Origin of the sequence: Paenibacillus sp. HW567 (assembly GCF_000374185.1) — a bacterium.
Classification (GTDB): Bacteria; Bacillota; Bacilli; order Paenibacillales; family Paenibacillaceae; genus Paenibacillus_AQ.
Genome location: NZ_KB910518.1, coordinates 6,161,233 through 6,185,522, shown reverse-complemented (window position 1 = coordinate 6,185,522; position 24,290 = coordinate 6,161,233). Strand labels below are relative to the sequence as shown.

The 24,290-nt window shown below is 50.3% G+C and carries 28 protein-coding genes, 1 rRNA gene and 1 riboswitch; of the genes, 26 read left to right on the top strand and 3 right to left on the bottom strand.

From position 1 onward, the window contains the following. Both rrf and B212_RS0127560 read left to right on the top strand, forming a co-directional pair. A 5S ribosomal RNA gene (rrf, locus tag B212_RS0127565) occupies window positions 1-107 on the top strand. Window positions 108-361: 254 nt separating this feature from the next. Further along, window positions 362-775, top strand: coding sequence for a hypothetical protein (locus tag B212_RS0127560; RefSeq protein ID WP_019914520.1), 414 nt, complete (start codon window positions 362-364; stop codon window positions 773-775). 74 nt (window positions 776-849) lie between these two features. On the opposite strand, the gene B212_RS0127555 is transcribed toward B212_RS0127560, so the two are convergent. Then, window positions 850-1,374: a hypothetical protein gene (locus B212_RS0127555; protein WP_019914518.1), complete on the bottom strand. Its 525-nt coding sequence runs from the start codon at window positions 1,372-1,374 to the stop codon at window positions 850-852. 208 nt (window positions 1,375-1,582) lie between these two features. Here B212_RS0127555 and B212_RS0127550 point away from each other — a divergent pair, with 208 nt between their 5' ends. The 10 genes from B212_RS0127550 to rsmI all read left to right on the top strand — a co-directional run bounded on the left by B212_RS0127550 (window position 1,583) and on the right by rsmI (window position 9,253). Next, the gene (locus B212_RS0127550; RefSeq protein WP_019914517.1) at window positions 1,583-1,768 is read left to right on the top strand and encodes a sigma factor G inhibitor Gin; all 186 of its coding nucleotides are present in this window, start codon (window positions 1,583-1,585) and stop codon (window positions 1,766-1,768) included. A gap of 218 nt (window positions 1,769-1,986) precedes the next feature. Beyond that, complete coding sequence (locus tag B212_RS0127545; RefSeq protein WP_019914516.1) at window positions 1,987-3,603, top strand: aminotransferase class I/II-fold pyridoxal phosphate-dependent enzyme; 1,617 nt, start codon at window positions 1,987-1,989, stop codon at window positions 3,601-3,603. Beyond that, complete coding sequence (tmk, locus tag B212_RS34830) at window positions 3,604-4,245, top strand: dTMP kinase (RefSeq protein ID WP_019914515.1); 642 nt, start codon at window positions 3,604-3,606, stop codon at window positions 4,243-4,245. Between the two features lie 91 nt (window positions 4,246-4,336). Continuing rightward, window positions 4,337-4,666: a cyclic-di-AMP receptor gene (locus B212_RS0127535; RefSeq protein ID WP_019914514.1), complete on the top strand. Its 330-nt coding sequence runs from the start codon at window positions 4,337-4,339 to the stop codon at window positions 4,664-4,666. 42 nt (window positions 4,667-4,708) lie between these two features. Continuing rightward, window positions 4,709-5,152, top strand: coding sequence for a YaaR family protein (locus B212_RS0127530; RefSeq protein WP_019914513.1), 444 nt, complete (start codon window positions 4,709-4,711; stop codon window positions 5,150-5,152). Between the two features lie 17 nt (window positions 5,153-5,169). Further along, the gene (gene holB, locus B212_RS0127525) at window positions 5,170-6,144 is read left to right on the top strand and encodes a DNA polymerase III subunit delta' (protein ID WP_019914511.1); all 975 of its coding nucleotides are present in this window, start codon (window positions 5,170-5,172) and stop codon (window positions 6,142-6,144) included. Window positions 6,145-6,287: 143 nt separating this feature from the next. Next, window positions 6,288-7,088, top strand: coding sequence for a PSP1 domain-containing protein (locus B212_RS0127520; protein WP_019914510.1), 801 nt, complete (start codon window positions 6,288-6,290; stop codon window positions 7,086-7,088). A 30-nt stretch (window positions 7,089-7,118) separates the two neighbouring features. Beyond that, window positions 7,119-7,484, top strand: a complete 366-nt coding sequence (locus tag B212_RS0127515) for an initiation-control protein YabA (protein WP_028531069.1) — start codon at window positions 7,119-7,121, stop codon at window positions 7,482-7,484. A 96-nt stretch (window positions 7,485-7,580) separates the two neighbouring features. Further along, entirely contained in the window at window positions 7,581-8,354 is a 774-nt protein-coding gene (locus tag B212_RS0127510) for a tRNA1(Val) (adenine(37)-N6)-methyltransferase (RefSeq protein ID WP_019914505.1), read from the top strand. Beyond that, a complete protein-coding gene (gene rsmI, locus B212_RS0127505; protein WP_019914504.1) occupies window positions 8,351-9,253 on the top strand; it encodes a 16S rRNA (cytidine(1402)-2'-O)-methyltransferase in 903 nt (300 codons plus the stop codon). Before B212_RS0127510 ends, rsmI begins: the two co-directional genes overlap by 4 nt. Window positions 9,254-10,056: 803 nt before the next feature. Here the strand turns inward: rsmI and B212_RS0127500 are convergent. Further along, entirely contained in the window at window positions 10,057-10,311 is a 255-nt protein-coding gene (locus tag B212_RS0127500) for an AbrB/MazE/SpoVT family DNA-binding domain-containing protein (RefSeq protein ID WP_019914502.1), read from the bottom strand. A 305-nt stretch (window positions 10,312-10,616) separates the two neighbouring features. On the opposite strand from B212_RS0127500, the gene B212_RS0127495 reads away from it, so the two are divergent. The 13 genes from B212_RS0127495 (at window position 10,617) to B212_RS0127435 (ending at window position 23,154) form a co-directional block, all read left to right on the top strand. Beyond that, a complete protein-coding gene (locus tag B212_RS0127495; RefSeq protein WP_019914501.1) occupies window positions 10,617-11,900 on the top strand; it encodes an HD domain-containing protein in 1,284 nt (427 codons plus the stop codon). A 54-nt stretch (window positions 11,901-11,954) separates the two neighbouring features. Then, on the top strand, window positions 11,955-12,725 hold the full coding sequence (locus tag B212_RS0127490; RefSeq protein WP_019914500.1) for a TatD family hydrolase: 771 nt from the start codon (window positions 11,955-11,957) through the stop codon (window positions 12,723-12,725). 198 nt (window positions 12,726-12,923) lie between these two features. After that, window positions 12,924-13,151, top strand: a riboswitch (cyclic di-AMP (ydaO/yuaA leader). A gap of 291 nt (window positions 13,152-13,442) precedes the next feature. Next, window positions 13,443-14,600, top strand: a complete 1,158-nt coding sequence (locus B212_RS0127485) for a 3D domain-containing protein (protein WP_019914499.1) — start codon at window positions 13,443-13,445, stop codon at window positions 14,598-14,600. 166 nt (window positions 14,601-14,766) lie between these two features. Continuing rightward, window positions 14,767-15,318 carry a ribonuclease M5 gene (gene rnmV / locus B212_RS0127480; RefSeq protein WP_019914497.1) on the top strand — a complete coding sequence of 184 codons (552 nt, stop codon included), beginning with the start codon at window positions 14,767-14,769 and terminating at the stop codon, window positions 15,316-15,318. Then, a complete protein-coding gene (gene rsmA / locus B212_RS0127475; protein WP_019914496.1) occupies window positions 15,315-16,199 on the top strand; it encodes a 16S rRNA (adenine(1518)-N(6)/adenine(1519)-N(6))-dimethyltransferase RsmA in 885 nt (294 codons plus the stop codon). Before rnmV ends, rsmA begins: the two co-directional genes overlap by 4 nt. A gap of 70 nt (window positions 16,200-16,269) precedes the next feature. Next, complete coding sequence (yabG, locus tag B212_RS0127470; protein ID WP_019914494.1) at window positions 16,270-17,169, top strand: sporulation peptidase YabG; 900 nt, start codon at window positions 16,270-16,272, stop codon at window positions 17,167-17,169. 257 nt (window positions 17,170-17,426) lie between these two features. Then, window positions 17,427-17,702, top strand: coding sequence for a biofilm formation stimulator Veg (gene veg / locus B212_RS0127465; RefSeq protein WP_019914493.1), 276 nt, complete (start codon window positions 17,427-17,429; stop codon window positions 17,700-17,702). Between the two features lie 205 nt (window positions 17,703-17,907). Continuing rightward, window positions 17,908-18,084 (top strand): small, acid-soluble spore protein, alpha/beta type, encoded by a 177-nt coding sequence (locus B212_RS0127460; protein ID WP_019914492.1) that lies wholly within the window; start codon window positions 17,908-17,910, stop codon window positions 18,082-18,084. A gap of 155 nt (window positions 18,085-18,239) precedes the next feature. Then, entirely contained in the window at window positions 18,240-19,094 is an 855-nt protein-coding gene (ispE, locus tag B212_RS0127455; protein WP_019914491.1) for a 4-(cytidine 5'-diphospho)-2-C-methyl-D-erythritol kinase, read from the top strand. A 120-nt stretch (window positions 19,095-19,214) separates the two neighbouring features. Continuing rightward, complete coding sequence (gene purR / locus B212_RS0127450; RefSeq protein WP_028531067.1) at window positions 19,215-20,042, top strand: pur operon repressor; 828 nt, start codon at window positions 19,215-19,217, stop codon at window positions 20,040-20,042. 210 nt (window positions 20,043-20,252) lie between these two features. Then, complete coding sequence (spoVG, locus tag B212_RS0127445; RefSeq protein ID WP_019914489.1) at window positions 20,253-20,537, top strand: septation regulator SpoVG; 285 nt, start codon at window positions 20,253-20,255, stop codon at window positions 20,535-20,537. Between the two features lie 171 nt (window positions 20,538-20,708). After that, entirely contained in the window at window positions 20,709-22,109 is a 1,401-nt protein-coding gene (glmU, locus tag B212_RS0127440; RefSeq protein WP_019914488.1) for a bifunctional UDP-N-acetylglucosamine diphosphorylase/glucosamine-1-phosphate N-acetyltransferase GlmU, read from the top strand. Window positions 22,110-22,200: 91 nt separating this feature from the next. Then, window positions 22,201-23,154 carry a ribose-phosphate diphosphokinase gene (locus B212_RS0127435; RefSeq protein WP_019914487.1) on the top strand — a complete coding sequence of 318 codons (954 nt, stop codon included), beginning with the start codon at window positions 22,201-22,203 and terminating at the stop codon, window positions 23,152-23,154. Window positions 23,155-23,380: 226 nt separating this feature from the next. Here B212_RS0127435 and B212_RS0127430 read toward each other — a convergent pair whose 3' ends face one another. Beyond that, window positions 23,381-23,581 carry a hypothetical protein gene (locus tag B212_RS0127430; RefSeq protein ID WP_019914486.1) on the bottom strand — a complete coding sequence of 67 codons (201 nt, stop codon included), beginning with the start codon at window positions 23,579-23,581 and terminating at the stop codon, window positions 23,381-23,383. 93 nt (window positions 23,582-23,674) lie between these two features. On the opposite strand from B212_RS0127430, the gene pth reads away from it, so the two are divergent. Beyond that, complete coding sequence (gene pth, locus B212_RS0127425) at window positions 23,675-24,235, top strand: aminoacyl-tRNA hydrolase (RefSeq protein WP_019914485.1); 561 nt, start codon at window positions 23,675-23,677, stop codon at window positions 24,233-24,235. Window positions 24,236-24,290 lie beyond the last annotated feature (55 nt).

Sequence of the window (24,290 nt, the reverse complement as noted above, 5' to 3'; positions counted from 1 at the left end):
ATAGCGGAGGGGTTCCACGCGTACCCATCCCGAACACGACCGTTAAGCCCTCCAGCGCCGATGGTACTTGGACCGAAGGGTCCTGGGAGAGTAGGACGCCGCCAAGCAGCATAAAGCCATTGTTGAGCCATCGACAGTGGCTTTTTTGTTGTTTTGCAGATAAGCTTAAGATCTGAGGGTGTAAAAAGTAAAGCGTTTTCAATTGAGTGACATTTTTGTTACCGACGTTCTCATTGATCCAAGTATAATAGAAAAGTGCAAATACTCAGCATTTTCTTAATACGAATGAACTACTGATAAATTCAAACTTTGAATTTTCCTGTGTCTTTAGATGCAGGGTAGTGTAAGGAGGTTTTAAGTTATGAAGCAAATCCGACCTTTGTGGATATTATGTATTCTTTGTATAGTTGGTGTATTATTGGCGGGCTGTGGTGCGAAAGAGCCGAAATGGGATACTTTTGAAGGCGCTCTGAATGAGAAAAGTTTTCCGGTCCCTAAAGAAGCTAACTCTCCTGATCGGACGACGACAAATGTCGCCATGGATTATGTCAGATATTCTATGTCCGGGCTTAAGGAAAAGGAAGGTGTTCCGGAAGCCTATCTGCAGGCGATTACAGACTGGGGCTGGGAGGAACAGAAGGATGAAGACGCGGGAAGCTCCCGGGTTTTTCAAAAGGATGGGCGTGTCGTGCATTTAACGGTACACGACGGTTATTTTATCGTCATGATTCCAAAGGAAAAAAAGGCTTCAATTAAGGGGCTTAAGACCAAATAAAAAATCGCTGTCCTTAACAGGATGGCGATTTTTTATTTGCCGGGGGCAGACGGTGGAGATAAATGTGCTGATTGTTACTGAGCGTAATAGGAAACATCGGCCGGGTTAAATTTTAGCATGCCGTCCTTATCTTCGCCGCGTAGCCGGAGCATTGCGTACAACCTTGGCAGCAGCACCCACAAATGGCATACAATCAAGGAAGCAGTGAATGCCGGCGGAGCCCAGACAATAAAAAGCGCGGCGATGCACAGGCCGATCCAGAGATTATGCAGTTGTACTTTGTGGAAGACGCTATAGCTGATGTATTGATCAGGCATAAACCCAAGCCACGGCAGGTGAATTGACATTTTCCACCGCTTGGCAATGGGATGGCCGGTAATCAGCAGGACGGAACGGGTGATAACATATTGAATCCACAGGATGACTGGTCCAGCGATGATCATGAACAAAACGCTCCACCAGGATAGGAATATGGTCTCCAGTACAACACATGCAACGGGCAACGCAATATAAATACGCAGCCAAGCAGGGGTAGTATTGATTTTTTTGATTAGCTTGTATTGATAGAATGTAGCTGAGCCTTTGTTGTCGGATGTCATAAAAAAAGCTCTAACCTCCTCGCGAGTCCTTATGATACTAATATCGGCCAATGCTGTTGTTTTGTTAAACCCTGCTTTACAATCACAGGTTAGGCATGTGTAGAATATATATGTTTTATGCTATGAAGAATGGGAAAAAACTATGAAAAGGTTTAAAATGATAGAAGGTGTATCATACTGTTCTTAAAAGAGTCAAGGTGGGATGGTAATGGAACAGCAAACCGGCCAGGCCTGCATCATCTGCGGGCAGATTAAAGAAGAAGGCATTGTGATTGTCTCGCATTTTATTTGCGAGGATTGTGAGGCTGAGATGGTGCGCACAGAGGCTGAGGACGCCAAATACCGCTTTTTTGTCGGCCGAATGAAGAAGATTGACCTGCAGAAGAACGCTTGACTGGATCTGACCGGCAAGCTTTTATGCTAACGTGCTTAGGAACGGCGGTGGATCTGTGTTACGTTGTACTGCAGCAGAAATATTCAATATAACGGCTTCCTCTGTCCATGCTGGCTGAGGGGCTGTTTTGTTATGAAGGTAGGCTTTTTTGCTGAAATATAGGCGTTTAGTCATATTTGCGTTAAAATAGATGGTAAGCCCCAGGGAAGGAAGAAAAGATGGACAAAGTAGAGCCTGGTAGGGCGCCTGTATATGAAATGCTGGAACAATATAGAGCAAAGGGTAATTTATCTTATCATGTGCCTGGCCATAAGAACGGAGAGGCCTATCGCTTTTCGGAAGGCGCCGGTTTTTTGGACGAGGTGATGAGGTACGATGTGACGGAAATAACCGGAACGGATGATCTGCATCATCCAGAAGGGGTCATTCAAGAAGCGCAGGAATTGGCGGCCGATTGTTTTGGGGCAGAGATGAGCTTTTTTCTGGTTGGCGGCAGTACTGCCGGTAACCTGGCGCTGATTCTCACGGTGTGTCCCGAGCCGGGGATGACGCTCATTCTTCAGCGTAATGTGCATAAATCGGTTATCCACGGCTTAATGCTGGCCGGGGTGCGTGCTGTTTTTGTGGAGCCGCAGATTGATCCTGTCAGCGGCCTGGCGGTTGCTCCGGCGGCCGAGACGGTTCAGGCTGCGCTTGCAGCCTACCCTGAGGCCGCGGCTGTGCTGGTTACCATGCCGAATTATTACGGCATGGGCAGTGATCTCGCGCCGCTCGCGCTGGCCTGCCATACCAGGGGCGTTCCGCTGCTGGTTGACGAGGCGCACGGGGCGCATTACGGACAGCACCCGGCGCTGCCAGCCGGGGCGCTGATGTGCGGCGCGGACGGCGTGGTGCAGTCCACGCACAAAATGCTGGCGGCGCTGACAATGGGCGCCATGCTGCATGTGCAAGGGCCGCTGCTCGACCGCACGCTGCTGCGCCAGCGGCTCGCCATGGTACAGAGCTCCAGCCCATCATACCCTGTGATGGCTTCGCTTGATCTGGCCCGGCGGCTGGTGCACAGCCAGCGCGCCGGCGCCTTCACGGCGGGGCTCGCCGCCGTGGACGTGCTGCGGCGCGGCCTGGCCACGCTGCCGCGCTACGGGCTGCTGCAGCCGGCACAGCCGCTGCAGCCTCTTGGCGGCGGTGCTGACGCCGCCGCCGCGGGTGACACGCCGCCGCAGGGCATGGCGGCGTACTGCACCCAGGACCCCTTCAAGGCCGTCATTTATGACGCCGCCGGGGTCCTGGGGGGCTTCGAACTGCAGCGCAGGCTCGAAGCGGAAGGGATCGTGCCGGAGATGAGTGACGACCGGCACGTGGTGCTCGCCTTCAGCCTCGGCTCGAAGGCGGAGGACTCGCAGCGGCTGCTGGACGCGCTGCGGAGGATCGCCGCAGAAGCGGCGGATTGCCCTGAGGGTGCAAGCAGCGGGACATCAGCTCGCCTGCACCCCGGCGAAGCGGAAGCTTCGGCTTCCCCCTCCCAAAATAATTCCACGTGGAACATTTTCACGGATGCTCTTATTTCAAAGCCGGTGCAGTTTTCCTTGAAGCCGGTTAATATTTTGCAAACCGAAAGTATTAGGCTTGAATATAGTGCGGGTAGAACAGCAGCGGAGATAGTTATACCTTATCCTCCGGGAATTCCGCTTCTCTATCCGGGCGAAAAGGTAACCAAAGACATAACCACAAGGCTAATTGGCCTCAGACAAGGCGGGACCAAATTTCAGGCTTGTGCTGATCCGGCCTTACAGCAAATCGTGGTATATAACATTAAGAAGGGCGGAGACGTATAAGTGGCAAGGGAAGGTTACTTCATTACTCTGGAGGGAGGCGATGGCTCCGGAAAAACAACAGTGCTGGGCAGAGTGGCTGCATATCTGCAGAATCATTCCATGCCTTATCTGATTACGCGTGAACCTGGCGGCATTGAAATCGCTGAGAAAATCCGCTCTATTATTCTGGACCCGTCGCATACCGCAATGGATGCGCGGACCGAGGCGCTGCTGTATGCGGCATCCCGGAGCCAGCATTTGGCGGAGGTGGTGGAGCCTGCGCTTAAAGAGGGGCTAACGGTGCTCTGCGACCGCTTTGTAGACAGCAGTCTGGTATATCAGGGATTTGCAAGAGGACTCGGTATTGAAGAGGTACGGAGCATTAACCGGTTCGCAACCGGAGGCCGTATGCCGGATCTCACGTTTTATCTGGATGTTGACCCGGAGGTTGGGTTGTCGCGGATTGCCGCCAATCAGGACCGGGAAGTCAATCGTCTCGATTTGGAGAGCCTGGCTTTTCACCAGAAGGTCCGGGAGGGCTACGGGCTGGTCATTAAGTCCGATCCGCAGCGGATTGTTGTTCTTGATGCCAACCGTCCGGTCCATATGGTGGAACAGGACATTGTTCAAACGCTGAAAGAACGGATATTAAAGGATTTATAAGGGGTTTTGTCTAATATAAATGAAGTGTACGGCAAAATGAAGTCCAGGCTTCTGCAGCTATTCAAAAACATTTTTGGGAGGGAAAGCGAAGATGAATTTGATCATTGCTATTATCCAGGATAAAGACAGTAACCGGTTGTCCAGCGAACTTGTCAAAGCGAACTTCCGTGCAACCAAACTGGCGAGTACAGGCGGGTTTCTGCGGGCAGGCAACACTACGTTTATGATTGGTGTAGACGACTCTCAGGTTGATGCCGTATTGACTGTGATTCGCAATAGCTGCAAGGTGCGTGAGCAGCTTGTTACTCCCGTGACGCCAATGAGCGGAACAACCGATTCCTATTTGCCGCTGCCGGTTGAGGTTCAAGTCGGCGGAGCTACAGTATTTGTGCTTCCTGTTGATCGTTTCGAGCATTATTGAGTAATAGATGAAGCATTATACCATTGAGGGCGGTGGATACCTTTGAAAATCAATCCGGGCTACAGACCCCTGAAAAGCGGGCTGTCGACAGCCGAAGGTGCAGGCAGACCCGTCCAGCAGAAGGCGTTCACTGATATATTTCAGCAGCAGGGCGAACAGAAAACGATGGATGAGCTGAACCAGAAGATCCAAGATATCCAGCAGCAGGGTGACCGCCTTGCCAAGTCCATGACCGTCCGTGAGCTGGCGATTTACCGCAATATGATTAAGAAGTTTCTCGAGGAGACGGCGCGTCGCGGTGTTATTCTTAAGGAAACTAAAGGCTGGGACCGGCGCGGACGCGGTAAACGCTACAAGCTGCTGGAGGAGATAGATGCCGCGCTGCTGAATTTGGCCGATGATTTGCTGCAGAGTGAACAGGGCCGCATTGACCTGCTGGGCCGGGTCGGAGAAATCCGCGGGATGCTGATTAACCTTTCTTTCTAAAAGACTTGGAGGATTTTATGTCTTTTCATGATATATTAGGCCAGGCGGATGCCAAGCGCCTGCTTCAAAATGCTCTGCGCAAGGATGCAGTGAGTCATGCTTATCTGTTCACTGGGCCTTCCGGAAGCGGGCAGATGAAGACGGCACTTGTGTTCGCTCAAGCTATATTTTGTACAGCCTGTGAAGATGATGCCTGCGGGGAATGTCTGGAATGCCGTAAGGTCGAGCATGGCAATCATCCAGATTTAACTGTAGTGAAGCCGGACGGCGCAAGCATCAAAATTGATCAGATCCGCGAATTGCAGCGCATGTTCTCTTACCGCTCGGAAGGTGTTAATCCGAAGGTTTATATTATAGAAGGAGCGGGCAAAATGACGGTGCAAGCCGCAAACAGTCTGCTTAAATTTCTGGAAGAGCCCCCGGCGCCTGCAGTGGGCATTCTGATTTCCGACAATAGCAGTTCCCTGCTGCCAACGATTCAGTCAAGAACCCAGCGAATCCCTTTCAGCCCGCTTCATCCTGAGATTATGCTTCAGGCACTTGCCAGTGAAGGGGTGCCGGTACCACTAGCGCGGTGCGCGGTATCATTGACTGCGGGGCTTGATGGCTGCAGGGAACTTTTGGCACAGAATTGGTTTGCAGAAATGAGAAATCTAGTGTTACAATTAGCGAAGGAGTCTTTAGGCAAAGGCAGCTCTGCGGTAGCAACCGCCGGACAGAAGCTGTTCAAGACCGGACTCGGTGAACATTTGGATATCCTGTTCAGCATGTTCCACCTATGGTTCAAAGATATGCTCTACTTCCTGTACCGAAAGCACGAAAGTATCGTTTTCATAGATCAGTTAGACTTCATTTCCAGACATGCCCGTCAGCGGACTACGGAACAATGGGTGGCCTACATGGAATTCGCGGTGGAGAGTAAGCGTAAGCTGCGCTCCAATGCCAATGCACAGCTCTGTCTGGAACAGTTCTTAATCCGACTGGAAAGTTAAAGGGTTATTTTTTGATATATCCTCCGGATCAAAGCTTGAGCCTGGAAGTATAGGTTTAACGGATGAGGAAGGACAAGCATGGATCACCAGGGAGCGAACTTGGCTTTTGGGTTCCTTTTACCGGCAAACAAGGGGGTTAATTTTTGTACAGCGTAGTAGGTGTCCGCTTCAAAAAAGCGGGTAAAATATATTACTTCGATCCGCTTGATTTTCCGATTGAACGGGATCAATGCGTTATTGTTGAGACAGCAAGAGGGGTCGAATACGGTAAGGTTGTCGTTGGCAAAAAAGAGGTGCAGGAAGCGGATGTTGTATTGCCTCTCAAAAAAGTCATGCGGATTGCCGGTGAAACCGACGCACGTGTGGTGGAAGAGAACAAGGGTGCAGCAAAGGATGCTTTTACTACCTGTTTAAATAAAATCCGCGATCATGGCCTCAAAATGAAGCTTGTGGATGTGGAATTTACGTTTGACCGCAATAAGATTATTTTTTACTTCACCGCTGAGGGCCGTGTCGATTTTCGCGAATTGGTCAAGGATCTGGCGAGTATCTTCCGTACCCGCATTGAGCTCCGGCAGATCGGGGTGCGCGATGAAGCGAAGATGCTGGGCGGCCTCGGGCCTTGTGGACGGGTGCTTTGCTGCTCTTCCTGGCTTGGCGATTTCGAGCCTGTATCCATTAAGATGGCCAAGGATCAGAATCTTTCGCTGAATCCGACGAAGATCTCGGGATTGTGCGGACGGCTCATGTGCTGCTTGAAGTTTGAGCATGATAATTATGAAAGCACGAAGGAAGAAATGCCGGCGGTAGGCAAGCTCGTCGTAACCTCACTGGGTGAAGGTAAAGTCGTTGGTCTTAATGCCGGAAGCCGCACGGTTCACGTGCAGTTGTTCGAAGTGGGCAAAGTTAAGGAACTTCCAATGGATGATGTTGTCGTCAAGTAAACCATATAAGGTTACTTTCGGGGTGGAAACTTGGAGAAGATAAATATATTTGCACACATGCAGGAGATGGAAGCGCAGATGGAAACAATGCGCGCAAGTCTCGGAGATTGGAAACAGACGGTTAAGGAATTAATGGAAGCCAACCAAAGGCTGAGTCTGGAGAATGAGCAGCTTCGCAAAATTTTAAAGCGGGAAGCGCCTCTAGACCCTGCTGCCCATTCTGCTGAAGCGGAGGCTCTTTTGGCCGCTAGTGAGGGGACAGAAGAGGTTGTCGGGGAAGGCTATGACAATTTGGCCCGGCTTTATCATGAAGGCTTTCACATCTGCAATGTCTATTTCGGTCATTTGCGAACAGAAGGTGACTGCTTGTTCTGTCTATCGTTTCTTAATAAATGAGGATATCCAGCCGTAGGAGATTTACGCCTACGGTTTTTTTTGGATTTTGAGGAATGTATGCTTCCAGCGAGTTTTGTATTGAAGAAGGAGAGTACAATGACAAATTCTTTTAACGATGTGCCAGTCCCTCTGCATGATGCGGAGCGGGTGGATGATTTACTCACTCATGATCTGAAGATCATTCAGAGTGATGAGGTGTTCAGCTTTTCTATGGACGCCGTGCTGCTTGCGCGTTTTGCCGGTATTCCGCCTCGGGGCAGAGTACTTGATCTTTGCACAGGCAATGGCGTTATTCCCATACTGCTTACGACGCGAACCAAAGCTTCTATAGAAGGAATTGAAATTCAACCGCGTCTGGCGGATATGGCCCGCCGCAGTGTGGCAATGAATGGTCTGCAGGAACGGGTAACGATCCATGAAGGAGACTTGCGTGAGCTGCATAATGCGGCAGGCTACGGCGTATACGATGCCATCACCGTCAATCCTCCTTATATGCCGCTGAACGGAAGCGATCTCAAGCTGAATACGCATCAGGCTATGGCCCGTCATGAGCTGGGCTGCACTCTGGAAGAGGTTATTCAGGCCTGTGTCCGGCTTGTCCGCACCGGCGGCAAAGTGAGTATGGTTCACAAACCGCAGCGTCTGGCCGATATCATCAGTCTTATGAGACAAAACAGGCTGGAACCGAAGCTCATCCGTTTTGTTCATCCGCGTGCCCATCTGGAAGCCAACATGGTGCTGATTGAAGCTGCGCGGGATGGCAAACCTGAGGTGCGTTTACAACCACCACTGATCGTATATAATGAGGACAATCAATACTGTCCGGAAATCATGGACATCTACTATGGTGCTAAAGAGGGTAAATCATGACGATCTCAAGTCAAAGCAGCTTCCAGAGCAAAAATGAACATCAGCAAGAGGGAACAGGCTCATTGTATCTGGTGGGAACACCGATTGGCAATTTGGAGGATATGACGTACCGCGCGGTCCGTACGCTGAAGGAATGCGATATTATTGCAGCCGAGGATACACGGCAGACCCGCAAGCTTCTTAGCCATTTTGAAATTACGCCTTCGATGCTGTTCAGCTATCATGAGCATAATAAGGCTGCCAGTGGACCTGAACTGATCCGCTATATAATAGAAGGTAAAAATCTGGCGCTTGTCAGCGACGCCGGCCTGCCGGCGATTTCCGACCCCGGCGCCGACCTTGTCGCGCTTGCTATCAGCCACGGCATCCCCGTGATTCCGATCCCTGGAGCGAATGCGGCGTTGTCCGCATTAATCGCTTCCGGCTTGCCTACCACAAGCTTTACCTTCATCGGTTTTCTGCCAAGGGAACGCAAGGATATCCGTAAGGTCTTGTCCGGTCTTCGCTCCGCGCAGGGAACCCTGCTGTTCTATGAGTCGCCGCATCGGGTAGCTAAGACTCTGGAGCATTTACAGGAAGCCTTCGGTAACCGCCGGATTGTGCTGGCCCGTGAGCTAACTAAGCGTTATGAGGAGTTTCTGCGCGGCACGATTGAGGAATGTAGTGCTTGGCTGGTCGAACACCCGCCGCTGGGTGAGTACGTCATTGTAGTGGAAGGGGAGAGCAAGGAGGAGGCAGAACTTGCCGAATCCTCATGGTGGCGTGAGCTTAGTATTGAGGAGCATGTGGCTCATTATGAAACCTCAGGTTTGACACGCAAAGACGCGATGAAAAAAGCAGCTTCAGACCGCGGCTTGGCCAAACGTGATATCTACAACGCGCTGCTGGAAAGAGAGTAGAGATTTCAGCAGAGGGTGCTACATGACTCTCTTTTTAGAAAAAAACTTAGAGTACTCCTAAACGGACTAACACACTGCATAACTTAGTAAAGGTGCCTTTTATGCAGCAAAACCTGTAAATCCCCTTCCCTAACCAGCTATATATGAAAATAGATGTAGTCTATATATCTGAAGATTATTTCTGCATATATTAGTTGTATTTGTATTTTGTACATTTATATATATGATAAAGGGAGGATTTGGAGGATTTATTTACCTGCTAGATCGCGCCGCTGTAAAGCGATTCCCGCAGGGAGAGCGCTCTAATGCACTCAAAGCTGCACCCAGCGAGTAACCAACAGTGCGACAGTCACCAGATCGCGCCGCTGTAAAGCGATTCCCGCAGGGAGAGCGGGCTAATGCCCCCGAAGGCGCATATCCGCACCACCGTCACTCAGTCCCGCCTCCGTAAGCGATTCCCGTAGGGAGAGCGGCTTGCTGCACCGCACGTTACCCGGGAGCACCCTGCGCAGCCGCCATAGAAGCAAAGCCTATGGCGGAACTCTTCGCATGGCAAGGCCCCGAGGGCTTCGCCCGAAAAAGGGCCGGTCTACCGCCAAACGCTGCTCCCTTACGCGCCACTCCCACAATTAGACAAGCTTCCGGGTGTCCAGAGGGCCGGGGCCCTCTGGGGCCCTCCCTGTAGGGAGGGTTTGGGAGGGTGAAAACAGCAAAAAAATACCTCCCGAACTAACGGGAGGCCAAGGAGATATAAAAAGGTTAGAATTAACAATTTGATTAGTTCCTATTATAACCTATTTGTTTTAGTTTGTCACAGGGGTAGGGATAGCAGAAATGCATTCATGACAAACAATTTTTCCTTTGAAGTAGGTTACATTTTCAGCATTACCGCAGAAAATACAAGCAGGCTCATATTTCTTAAGCATGATCCGCTCACCGTCCACGTAAATTTCGAGCGCATCTTTTTCACCAATGCCCAGTGTACGGCGCAGTTCAATTGGAATAACGACCCGTCCCAGCTCGTCTACTTTTCTTACAATACCTGTTGATTTCATCATTTCAATCGTTGCTCCTCTCAGTTATCAAAAGCGTCATTATTCGACATTGTTCACCGTTTTATGATATTTATAATACCAACGATTCCCAAAACAGTCAACCTTTTTTGAACTGATTTTTCTGGGATTTTCAAAAAAAACTTTTATAACGCTTATTACTAACGCAAAAATTACGAAAATCGTTTCAAAGCAGTTTGTCGATTTGTAAATCCTTAAAACGTCATTATTCGACAAAGTGCGACATGATTCACTATTATAATCGTTTTTTCTTATAATTTCTAATATTATTATTTGAAGGAGTTGATTTCATGAAGCAGCCGCTGACGGAAGAGAAGGTTTTTAAGGACCCGGTTCACAATTATGTTCATGTCCAGGATACGATTATCTGGCGATTGATTAACACCAAAGAATTTCAGCGACTGCGGCGGATTCGCCAGCTTGGCACCTCTTATCTTACCTTTCATGGCGCTGAACACAGCCGTTTTTCCCACTCGCTTGGGGTTTACGAAATTACACGCCGGATCATCTCCCAGTTCGAACGAAGCGGATACAAGGACTGGATTCCGGAGGAAAGTCTGCTCACTCTCTGTGCTGCGCTGCTGCATGATTTGGGGCATGGCCCGTTCTCCCATTCTATAGAAGAAGCTTTTGAAATGAACCACGAAGACTGGACCTGCAGGATTATTCAGGAGGACACGGAGATTACCGCTATTCTGCGCGAAGTGGAAGAGGATTTCCCGCAAAAGGTTGCTTCCGTTATATCGAAAACGTATGAACATAAAATTGTTGTCAATCTGGTGTCAGGGCCGCTGGATGCCGACCGCATGGATTATTTGCTCCGCGATGCATATTATACAGGTGTGAATTACGGAACCATTGATATTGACCGTATTCTGAGAATGCTGCGTCCCTATAATGGCCGGGTTGTCGTCAAGGAGTCGGGGATGCATGCGATTGAGGATTATTTAATGTCGCGCTATCAGATGTATTGGCAGGTTTATTTCCATCCGGTTACTCGCAGCTCGGAGATCATTTTGCGGCAGATTTTCCGCAGAGCCAAACAGCTATTCCGGGAAGGTTATTCTTTCCGCTTCATGATTGAGCCCTTGAGCGATTTGTTCCGTGGTGAGGTGAGCGTGGAACAGTACCTGCTCTTGGATGAGGCGCTGGTCCAGACAGCCTTCATGCAGTGGACGCTGGAAGAGGACAGGACGTTAAGCGACTTGTGCAACCGGTTTATTCATCGTAAACTGTATAAATATGTAGAGATGGAAAATCTCGATTCAGAGACGATTGGCGAAATTCGCCGCAGCTTTGCAGAGGCTGGACTCGATGCTGATTACGACCTGGAAATTGATTTTCCAACGGATCTCCCCTATGATGTTTTCCGTCCGGGCGAGGGCTTTGACAGCAAGCAAATCCTGCTCCTTGACCGGCATGACAAGCTGAGGGAAATTTCCGAAGTATCGGATATTGTCCGCTCGATCAGCGGAATTCACCGTGGCAGGCATCACCTGTATTTCCCGCAGGACAAGCTGCAGAAAGCACTTCCACGGCTGCCCTCGTCCATCGCTGAGATTTTTGACAAATAATACGAAAATTTATGGAATTCATCATAGAAGTCACAAACGAAAGGGTGAAGCAAAATGCAGCTATTCGACACACACACCCATCTCGATGCTCCACAATTCGACGAGGATCGTGAAGAGGTTATCGCCAGGGCGGTAGAGGCTGGGGTCAGCAAGATGATTAACATCGGGTTCAACCGGGAAACGATTCCAACAACGATGAAATTGGCCGAGACCTATGATTATATTTATGCAGCCGTCGGCTGGCATCCTGTCGATGCCATTGACATGAAGGACGGTGATCTCGACTGGATCGCCTCGCTTTGCAGCCATAAGAAGGTGGTCGCCATTGGGGAAATCGGACTGGATTATTACTGGGACACCTCTCCGAAAGAGGTGCAGCATGAGGTGTTCCGCAAACAAATTGGACTGGCCCGGGAACTGAAGATGCCCATCTGTATTCATAACCGTGATGCGCATGAGGATGTGGTGCGGATTCTGCGGGAGGAGAAGGCGAATGAGGTTGGCGGTGTGATGCATTCGTTTTCCGGGAGCTGGGAGACAGCCAAAATGTGCCTTGATCTAGGCTTTCACCTGTCCTTTGGCGGACCTGTTACTTTCAAGAACGCAAGGGTGCCTAAAGAGGTGCTTGCCCAGACCCCGATGGACCGGCTTTTGATCGAAACCGACTCGCCTTATTTGACACCTCACCCCTTCCGGGGCAAACGAAATGAGAGTGCTCATGTGAAGCTGGTGGCCGAAGCGGCAGCGGCAATAAAAGGGATTGATTTACAAGAATTAGCGGAAATTACGTATGCGAACGCACTGGAACGATTTGGGATAGTCTGAAATCGGGAGAAAAACGGGTGAAAAAAGAAGTATATCCGATATATTAAACTTTTTTAACACAAAATCAACTGATTATTACAATATTTTAATGATTTTTTTGCTTAAACGTGCTTGAATCGCGCTTTACAACATGCATCAAAACAGGATATCATCTTTTCAGTGCAGTGAGCTGTTGTTACTGTGACAGTCACTATTTCATGGATCGTCTCGCTGAGTCTCCGTATGGAGAACGGGGGAACCAATATTGCTCTGCCGCATGTCCGTACATAGGGTACAACACAGAAATGCCGCAGTCAGTATTCGATTTCTTCACGGGTCTTTGGGGTGAATTTGAGGGCAACCGCCGTGAGCGGGTGACCTAAAATAGGGCGTCTCTCTTATGCCCGAACCCGACAGCTAACCCCGTAAGCGCAAGTAAGAGAGGAAACCTCGTGCAAAAGCATTCCCGCGTATTCTGACACCCGGAGAGCCACGAAAGAGTCCTCTATGAACTCTTTTGGGCTTTTTTTTGTTATGAATAATGCGAATGTTCCCGGCATACTGTTATATAACAGGTACCTGGAGCAGCTATGCCGAGCAGGCGATCCATGAGCAGGAAACGCTAAAGCAATGCGGGCGTATCCTGTGGTAATCTCAAACCTAGTTTCGTCAGAAATGATGCAGTCATCTTAAGATATACAACTTGGACGACGGGGCTATGTAAGGAGGATGGAGAGAATGGGCGTATTCCAACCAGAAGTATCCCATGATTCGCAATCATCCAGCAGGTCTTTCGCATTACGGTTAAAGCAAGTGAATCCTCGCGTACTTTCGCTTGCAGGTGTGGTGTCAATTATTATCGCGCTGATTATTCTGCTGTACGTACACGGTCAAGGCATTAAAGAAATAACGTTAGTCATAGACGGAAAAGTACAGAAGCTTGAGACGCGTGAAGCGCTGCTCAGCAATGTGCTGGCAAAGGAACAAATTTCGCTGCAGCCGCATGATGCTTTATCCATTGGCCTTAGTGATGAAATAAAAGACGGCGACCGTGTCGTGATTAACCGTGCGCAGGCGATTAGCCTTACCGCAGACGGAGCAACAAAGACGTTATATACGACCGAAGACACCATCGGTCAGGCCATTGACAAACTGGGCATCAGCCTGGAGAGTTATGACAAGATTTATCCTTCGCTTGAAACCGCAGTTACTGCTGACATGAAAGTCAAAATTGTCCGTATCAACAAACAAGTTGTACAGCGGACAGCAAGTTTGCCTTTCCGGGTAATCAAGACAGCAGACCCCTCCCTGACCAAGGGAACCGTAAGAGTGGCGCAAGCGGGTAAACCGGGCGTAATGGTTCAGCATATCGAGAAGATCTATCGAGACGGTAAGCTGGCTTCAATGCGTATGGTTGGCAAGGAAGTACAGACGGTAACCAAAGACAAAATTATTGCCGTTGGCATCAAAGCTCTTCCCAAGCCTGCAGTAGCTACAGTAACTTCCAAACCAGCAACTACCTCCAAATCATCCAAAGTTAACGCAAACAGCAATAACGTTGTCACTAAGGCAGGCGTAGATTTTGAATACAAAAGAGTGATCAAAAATGTATCCATGACGGCTTATTCTTCTGAAGAGCCAGGTATTGGTACACGTACCGCCTCCGGCACACGCGTAACGGAAGGTCGGACCATTGCTGTTGACCCAAATGTAATACCTATCGGCTGGTGGGTGTATATTGAGGGATTAGGGTTTCGCCGTGCAGAAGATACCGGTGGTGCCATCAAAGGCAACAAGGTGGATGTCTATTACGATTCACTGAGCCATGCCCGTAACTTTGGCCGCAAATCCCGGACGATTTATGTCATCGGGCCTGTGAAGCCGGAGCTGAATTAAGCGGCTTTAGTCTTTTGCAAATTAGAGGTTTATAAGATATAGTGATGGTAGCACTTTTGGAATGGATCAAAGAGCTGCCGCTCATCACTTATACATTCTTTAGCCAAAAAGAAGGGGAGCGATCCTCTTCTTTTTGCGTTGCAGACGATGAAGGAGTAAAGGAAATATGATTAAGGAATTAATTGTTGTGGAAGGCAAAAGCGATACGGTTGCCGTAAAGCGTGCGGTGGATGCGGATACGATTGAGACAGGCGGTTCGGCTGTTGACCGCAGGGTGATCGCCAAGATTCAGCTAGCCATGGAACGCAGAGGGGTTATTATTCTTACAGACCCCGATCATGCCGGTGAACGCATCCGAAAAATTGTCTCTTCGAAGGTTCCGGGCTGCAAGCATGCGTTCATCCCGGAGAAGGACGCTACCCGTAAAGGCGACATTGGAGTTGAAAATGCTTCCCCGGAGGCCATCCGTCATGCCCTCCAGCATGTACATACTTCCTTCGAAGGCGCTCCGGCCCTGATTGGGCTGGATGATCTGATGGCTGCCGGGATGATGGTGCATGCCCAGGCCGCAGAGCGGAGAATGGCGCTGGGGAACCTGCTCGGCATCGGGTATTGCAACGGCAAGCAGCTATTTAAGCGGTTGGCGATGTTTGGTATTACGCGGGAGGAATTCAATAACGCTGTCGCGCAAATTGATCAGGGAGGCGTTACCTCATGAGTGGCAACAACAATATTTCATCTCCGGCACGGACGAAGGAAATTATTCAGCGTTACGGATTTTCGTTCAAGAAAAGCCTGGGCCAGAATTTTCTGATTGACCAGAATATACTCGACAAGATTGTGGATGCGGCCGGTCTCAATCAGGCGGCAGGTGCGCTGGAAATTGGACCGGGGATCGGCGCGTTAACCGAAAGGCTGGCGGCTGCAGCCGGTGCCGTAACGGCAGTGGAAATTGACCGGCGCTTGATTCCGATTCTGCGGGATGTCCTTGCTTCCTATCCGCATGTGAAGATCCGCAACGATGATGTGCTGAAGGTGAATTTGCAGGAGCTGTTTGCCGAGGATTTTACCGGTGTGGAGAGGGTCAGTGTCGTTGCGAATCTGCCTTATTATGTGACGACCCCCATACTCATGAAGCTGCTGGAAGAGAAGCTGCCGCTCGATAACATCGTAGTGATGATCCAGAAGGAGGTTGCCGAGCGCATGGCGGCTTCGCCAGGGGGTAAGGAATACGGCAGCTTAAGCATCGCCGTGCAGTATTACAGCGAGCCTGAACTGGTCTGCATTGTGCCGCGTACGGTATTCATTCCGCAGCCAAATGTAGAGTCTGCTGTAATCCGTCTGAAGGTGAGAGAGCGTCCGCCGGTTGAAGTGGCCGATGAGAAGCATTTCTTCGAGGTGGTCCAGGCTTCCTTCACTCAGCGCCGCAAGACGATTGCCAACAACCTCAAGGCCCGCTTTTTTCCGGGAGAAGGAAGAGAACGTCTGGAGTCCTTGCTGGGCGAAGCAGGTATCGAGCCGACCCGCCGCGGAGAAACGCTGAGTATTGCCGAGTATGCCCGGCTAAGCGCCGTGCTGCTTGCTGCAGGAATCGTTTAGGCGAAATAGACGCCGATTAAGAACCAACCGGGACCTTTGCCCATACGATGGGGTAGAGGTGGTGTGTGAAATGAATTTAGGAGACTTGGTCGTTCGTAAATCATATGGTGGCGATGTAACGTTCCGGGTGGAGAATATTGTGCAGAACGGGGCCGTAATCAAGGGCACAGAATTCCGCCTGCTGGCGGATGCCCCGCTGGACGACTTGGTGCAGGTGCCGCCTACCCGCGTTACTAAGCGGGGGCAGCAGGCACAGATTAAGGCGACGGAATCATTAACCCGGCTCCGCAAGGACCGTCAGGAGCTGAGCCAGCGCAATGGAGAGAGTGTCTCCGGGGTATGGCCCCATTCTCCCAATGAGGCAGCATATTTCGAGGTGCCGGGGAAAGTGCTGCATCTGGATGGCGATGCCCTGTACTTGAAGAAGAGTATCAGTCTGTATGAGCAACTGCGGATACCTGCTGAAGGCCATCATGTCCATGAGTCGAAGATGGCTGAAACGTTATACCGGCTGCTGCCCCGTGTGCGTCCGGATATTGTGGTCATTACCGGCCACGACGGTGTGCTCAAACAGCAGCATACTTATGATCTTTACAGTCTGAACAGCTACAAAAATTCACAGAACTTCGTGGCGGCGGTTCAGGTCGCACGGGAATATGAGCGCAACTTTGATTCGCTGACTGTTGTGGCGGGAGCTTGTCAATCGCATTTTGAAGCATTGCTGGGCGCAGGCGCCAACTTCGCAAGCTCGCCCGGAAGAATCCTGATACACGCGCTGGACCCGGTGTATATTGCGGCGAAGGCCTCTTTTACTTCAATACGGGATTCGGTTAGCCTTGGGGATGTTCTGAATAATACCATCAGCGGCAATCAGGGAATGGGCGGAATTGAGACCCGCGGCAGCTTCCGCATTGGTATGCCCCGATTGCAGAATCTTTCGACCCTGAAGGTGGAGCCGTCAGTCATGTAGCGGTAAAGCTGTGGCATATGGAAAACGAAGGGGCAGGCTTAACGCTTGTCCTTTTCTTTTTGTCGTTATGGAATCCAGAAGTACTGTTGCTTAGCATACCTTAATGTTACCGCTAACAAGGAGCTAAAGACGGCCCTTCTTCCTTCAAAAAAAATTCCGTTGACAACTATTTTGGCATACTCTATAATTAATTATTTGATTTGACAATGAATGTGAGAAGTTGTATAATGGACAAGGAAAGAGGTGGTCGTCAGGCAATGGCTAATAACGCGCTGTTGGAAATTAAACGCAGTCTCGAAGCTCATGTCGGTCATAAGATCACGTTGCGGGCTAACGGTGGCCGTCGTAAAACCGTTGAACGCACCGGTGTCCTGGAAGAAACGTACCCTTCTGTATTTATTGTCAAACTGGATCAGGAGCAGCAAACCTTCAAGCGTGTCTCCTATAGCTATGCCGATATACTTACTGAATCTGTGGAAATCACGGTTTGTGAAGATGATGGGCAGATGCGGATTATGTATATTAAAGCTTAATGTTGTAAGGACAGTCTCCCCGCGGGGGGGCTGTTTTTTTCTTCTAGTTCTCGCTGGAACGGATACCGTCCTTATAAGGATTTCTTAGCCGTTTCCGCTTGTCACAAAGCAGCAGGCATACGTTTTGGCTGAATGGCGGGTACGCTCCGGCAGCATACTAAAGCAGCAACAAGCTCATCATCATCCTACAAGGAGGAATTTCGTAATGAGCCGCAGAAAACGAGGCATGATGTCGGAGGAACTGAAGACGGAGCTGGCCAAGGAGCTAGGCTTTTATGAGACGGTCGAGCGGGATGGGTGGGGTGGAATCAGAGCCCAGGATGCCGGGAATATGGTGAAAAGAGCAATCCAGCTCGCCGAACAGGCAGCGCGCAAATCCTGAACTCAGGGTGCCAAAAAGGATAGCCGGAGGGTGCTGTCATGATGACGGTACCCTTTTTGGACTGCGCTTTGCTATTGATAATGGACTTCGTTACAAGTTTCTCATATAATATGTTAAGTTGTTTTTACGGGAAAAGCTGAGGGTGGGTGAACGCCTTGAAAATGTATGAAAAAGCTCCGGCCAAAATCAATTTGATGCTGGATGTATTGCATAAACGCGCTGATGGTTTCCATGAGGTGGAAATGATTATGACGATGGTCGATCTGGCGGACCGTCTGGAGCTGTCCGAACTGAAGCGTGATTCAATTATCATTTCGAGCCAGGCTGGTTATATTCCGCTGGATGAGAAGAACCTGGCCTTTCAGGCGGCGAGGCTTATTAAGGACCGCTATAATGTGAGGAGCGGCGTACATATCCATCTGGATAAAAGAATTCCGGTCGCTGCCGGCCTCGCCGGCGGCAGCAGCGATGCCGCGGCTACGCTGCGCGGCCTGAACCGTCTCTGGCGCCTCGGAATTCCGGCGCAGGAGCTGCAGGAACTGGGCGCCGAGCTGGGCTCGGACGTCCCGTTCTGCGTCACAGGCGGCACTGCCCTGGCTACGGGCAGGGGAGAACGGCTGACTCCCATTAAGAGTCCGCCGCAGTGCTGGGTCATCCTGGCGAAGCCGCCGATCAATGTATCGACGGCTGAGGTGTACGGACGCGTACGCGCGAACAGCATCGCGGTGCATCCGTCTGCGTCCCGGATGCAGGCGGCCATCGAGGCCGGCGACTTCGCAGCGGTCTGCGCCGGTCTCGGCAACGTGCTGGAGGACGTAACGCTGAAGCTGCACCCGGAGGTGCAGCAGCTTAAAGATGCGATGGTGAAGCTGGGCGCTGACGGTGTGCTCATGTCCGGCAGCGGGCCTACAGTGTTCGGTCTGGTGTCGAAGCAGTCCAAGGTTGCCCGAATTTATAACGGCCTGAGGGGATTCTGCAAAGAAGTGTATGCGGTGCGTTCGCTAAGCTGAGGGAATAATCGTATACCTGCACAGTCCATTTCCATGAGAGGAAATCCATTTTGGCTTGAATAAATCCGTACAAAAATGATATTATTTTTAATAATATTCGGTTTTGGCGAGGAGCATTCCGTGAAAAAACTAAAAAGAAGCCAACGTTTGGTAGACATGACCCAATTTTTACTTGAGAAACCACATGATCTCTTGCCGCTGTCTACATTTGCAGACCGATACGGAGCGGCAAAGTCATCCATCAGTGAAGATTTGGCTATTATAAAAGAAGTGTTTGAAGGCGAAGGTATGGGGGAGCTGCAGACACTGGCCGGCGCGGCAGGCGGTGTGCGTTATATTCCGCGGATGCCTACAGAGATGGCGCTGGACTTCGTGAACGGTCTATGCAGCCAGCTTGAGCAAAGTGACCGGATACTGCCTGGCGGCTATCTGTATATGTCCGATCTGCTTGGTCTGCCGTCGCTGATGGAGCAGGCGGGCAAGATCATCGCAACAGCCTTCTACGGCGTGGAGATTGATGTGGTGATGACGGTGGAGACCAAAGGGATTCCGCTGGCTTATGCCACGGCTGCACAGCTTGGTCTGCCGGTAGTGCTGGTGCGCCGCGACCATCAGGTGACGGAGGGCTCAGCGGTAAGCATCAATTATGTATCGGGATCACATAAGAGCATACATACCATGTCATTGTCCAGACGGGCGCTGCGGGAGAAGTCCCGGGTGCTGATCGTGGATGATTTCATGAAGGCGGGCGGCACTGTGCGGGGAATGGTTGATCTGCTCGGTGAGTTCAACGCCGAGGTTGCCGGTGTGGGCGTGCTCGTCGAATCAGGGGCGGTTGAAACAGAGGAGCGTCTGCTGCATGACTATGTTTCCTTAGTAAAGTTAAGTGAAGTCGACTCCAAGGGGCGGCGGATATCGGCGCATCCGGGCAACTATTTTTCTTCTTGAGAGGGCATGGCTGTTAGATTTTAAAAATACGGGTATTATGTCGAATTCGTGAGGAAAGCATAGAGAACTCCACGAAATGTGTCGAAATCGCTGATTCGGCAAAAATATTCTTCTTAATCAGGCATTTTTTGGAATCAAAAAGAAGGAATTCGCTTTGCTGTGTGGAATTATACACCAAGTCTCTGATGGAAAAAGGTGGTGAACACACACATGCAAATTACGGATGTCAGACTCCGCCGCGTTAACTCTGAGGGGAGAATGAAAGCAATCGCATCCATTACCATCGATAACGAGTTTGTTGTTCATGATATTCGCGTTATTGACGGTAATAACGGGATGTTCGTTGCAATGCCCAGCAAGCGTACACCGGATGGGGAATTCCGCGATATCGCACACCCGATTTCTTCGGGAACACGCGAAAAGATTCAATCCGCGGTTCTGGCCGAGTATGATCGCGCCGCTACAGAAGAAGAAGTCATTGAAGAGGGAGCTTAGGCTTCGAGGCTAACTCTGAAGGACAGCTACCCGCTTGGGTGGCTTAAGGCCATGCCGTTTTTTTTATTGGGGTTCGAAGAAAAGGGAACCATGCCTTCATGGTTCTCTTTTCTTTTTGCCCGGAATGAGATATATTCAGTAGTGAGCTAAAGAAGTAGGGGGTTGGCATTCTTGAAAAGAATGGCGGTTGTACTTGCTGCAGGACAGGGCAAGCGCATGAAATCTAAATTATATAAAGTACTGCACCCCGTCTGTGGCAAACCGATGGTAGGGCATGTACTGGATACAGTAAAAGCAACCGGATGTCAGCGTACAGTGGTTGTTGTCGGACATGGTGCGGAGAAGGTTAAAGCTTATATCGGCCAGGATGCGGAATATGTGCTGCAGGAAACGCAGCTCGGTACCGGCCATGCTGTCAAGCAGGCTAAAAGCCTACTCGGCGGTGAAGAGGGAACAACGGTTGTGATTTGCGGCGATACTCCGCTCGTAACAGCGGAAACGCTGGAAGGGCTAATGGCGCTGCATGAAGGCCGGCAGGCCGCTGCAAGCGTACTGACAGCCGTAATGGACCAGCCTGCGGGCTACGGAAGAATTATTCGCGGCGGTGACGGCGGTGTGCTGAAAATTGTTGAGCAGAAGGACTGCACTCCTGAAGAAGCGGCTGTAAACGAGATCAACACGGGGACTTATTGCTTCGATAATGCCAAGCTGTTTGCAGCGCTGGAGAAGGTTACGAACAGCAATAACCAGCAGGAATATTATTTAACCGATGTTATCGGCATACTCCGGGCACAGGGGGATATCGTTCTTGGATATCAAGCTCATGATGCTGCGGAGTCTATTGGCGTTAACGACCGTTTGGCCTTGTCTGAAGCGGAAGGCCTTATGCGTCAACGCATCAACCGCCAGCATATGCTCAGCGGTGTAACCATCATTGATCCTGCTTCAACTTATATCGGTGCTGATGTCATCATCGGAGCAGATACCATTCTTTATCCGGGAACCGCCCTGAAGGGCAAGACGGTGATCGGTGAGGATTGTATTATCGGACCTTCCAGTGAAATTGAGGACTCTGTGATCATGGACGGCGCTGAAGTCAAGCACTCTGTGCTGAATCAGGCAGAAGTCGGCGCACGGACTTCCGTTGGGCCTTTTGCCTATTTGCGTCCCGGTGCGGTGCTTGGAGAAGAAGTCAAGATTGGCGATTTCGTGGAAGTCAAGAATGCCATCATCGGCGACGGCTCCAAAGTATCGCATTTGAGCTATGTCGGTGATGCAACGGTCGGTAAGAATGTAAATGTCGGCTGCGGTGCAATTACCGTCAATTACGACGGTTATAATAAGTCCAGAACCGAGATCGGTGATGACGCCTTTATCGGCAGCAATGTGAACCTTGTGGCTCCGGTTACGGTAGGCAAGGGTGCATTTGTAGTCGCCGGTTCCACAATAACACGTCCGGTTTCGGAGAATGATCTGGCGATTGCCAGAGTAAGGCAGGAGAACAAGCCTGGTTATGCGGAGAAGATACGCTCCCGGGCCAAAGCAAAGAAAGACCAGTCGAGTCCATCTTAAGAAGCGCCAGAAGCCAAAGCGCCGGACGGACCCGCAAATCCGCGCCGGCGCCACTTGGAAGTTAAATTCCGTCACGGAGGGTTTATATTTTATGACTTATTGCGATTCCAAACTCAAGATTTTCACCTGCAACTCCAATCCTAAGCTGGCTAGTCAAATTGCTGATTATATTGGCATTCCGATGGGAGAATCCCATACAACCAGCTTCAGTGATGGGGAGATTCAGGTTAAGCTGTCAGAAAGCGTCCGTGGCTGTCATGTGTATATTGTGCAGTCCACCTGTGGTCCGGTTAACGACAATCTTATGGAGCTTCTCGTTATGGTAGATGCGCTCAAGCGTGCCTCCGCGAAGAGCATCAACGTGGTTATTCCTTACTATGGGTATGCGCGTCAAGACCGTAAGGCCCGTTCCCGTGATCCGATTACGGCCAAGCTGGTAGCGAACCTGATTGAAAAAGCAGGCGCACACCGTGTCATTACCATGGACCTTCATGCGATGCAGATTCAAGGCTTCTTCGATATTCCGGTGGATCATCTGCTGGGTGTTCCGATTCTCGCCCAGTATTTCCGCTCCAAGCAGATTCAGAATCCCGTTGTCGTGTCTCCTGACCATGGCGGCGTTGTACGGGCCAGAAAGCTTGCTGATTTCCTGAACGCGCCGCTGGCAATTATCGACAAGCGCCGTCCGGAGCCCAATGTCAGTGAAGTTATGAACATCATTGGTAATATCGAAGGCAAGACGGCCATTCTGATTGATGATATCATTGATACGGCTGGAACCATTGTGCTTGGAGCCAATGCATTGATGGAAGGCGGCGTGAAGGAAGTGTATGCTTGCTGTACCCATCCGGTATTGTCGGGTCCCGCGCATGAACGTCTGGAAAACTCTCCAATTAAAGAAATTATCGTGACGGATACAATTCCAATTCGCAGCAGCAATCCGACCTCCAAACTAAAAGTGCTGTCCGTGGCTCCACTGATGGGCGAGGCGATTATCCGCGTTCATGAAGAGCTGTCGATCAGCAAATTGTTCGAAATCGAATAAGCTGCCCGGTATAGCAAGTAGAAGCGGTTATGCCGTCCATAAAAGAAGCATATGCTTCCGATGCAGCGATACTCCGTATCGCTTTCAGGCATCCGTTTCAGCGGGAAATATAAGGATAAAGTATAGCGTGAAACCTATACTTACTTGTATTTAAAAAAGGGTTACACCTCCTTAGTCGGAAGATGTAACCCTTGTCGGCGTAGTGTGGGCTATAGCCTTAGCTGCTTTAGTACCCCGGCCGTGAGATGAAGGTAAACAGATTGCGGTTATACAGAGTTCCCTGCAACTCAACAAAGCCTTCATCCACGGCTGTCACTACACCGATGTCAACGTGCACGTTGCCTCTGTATACCTGGACAGGCACTGCATATTGGATGTGGTACTGAAATTGGCGCTGAAGTGTTAAAATTTCGCCCTGAGGTAGCATGTTTCATCACCTGTCTTCGGAAGTTAAACTCATTGTACCAAAAACGGAGCTCTTCTGCCGGAGAGCACCGAAAATGAAAGGATAAGCCCCATCATGAAATGGATTGTCGGATTAGGGAATCCCGGAACGCAGTACGCAAAAACTAGACATAATGTCGGCTTCATGGCTCTGGATGAGCTTGCGGCGAGAAACGGGATCACCTTCAACCAGAACAAATGCAAATCCGTTATCGGTGAGGGTGTCATTGACGGGGTCAAAGCCGTCTTGATCAAGCCGATGACATTTATGAATCTGTCCGGGGAAGCCGTTCGCGCCTACATGGACTATTACAAGGTACCGCTTGAGGATATGATTGTCGTATATGATGATCTCGATACTGAAATCGGCAAAATCCGGCTGCGCTACCAAGGAAGCGCCGGCGGCCATAACGGCATTAAATCCATCATACAGCATACGGGCACGCAAAGCTTCAATCGTGTGCGGATGGGGATCTCGCGTCCCGAGCCCGGGTTTGCTATAGTGGATTATGTGCTCTCTGCCTTTCCCAAGAAGGATGGAGACCGGCTGGGGAAAATGATTCTTGATACCTGTGATGCTTTGGAGTTCAGTCTGAAGCACACGTTTGAGCAGACAATGGCCAAATATAACGGCTGACAGCAGTAGTGGCCGTTAATTACACTTTAGGCTAAAGACAAGGCAGACGGGGCAT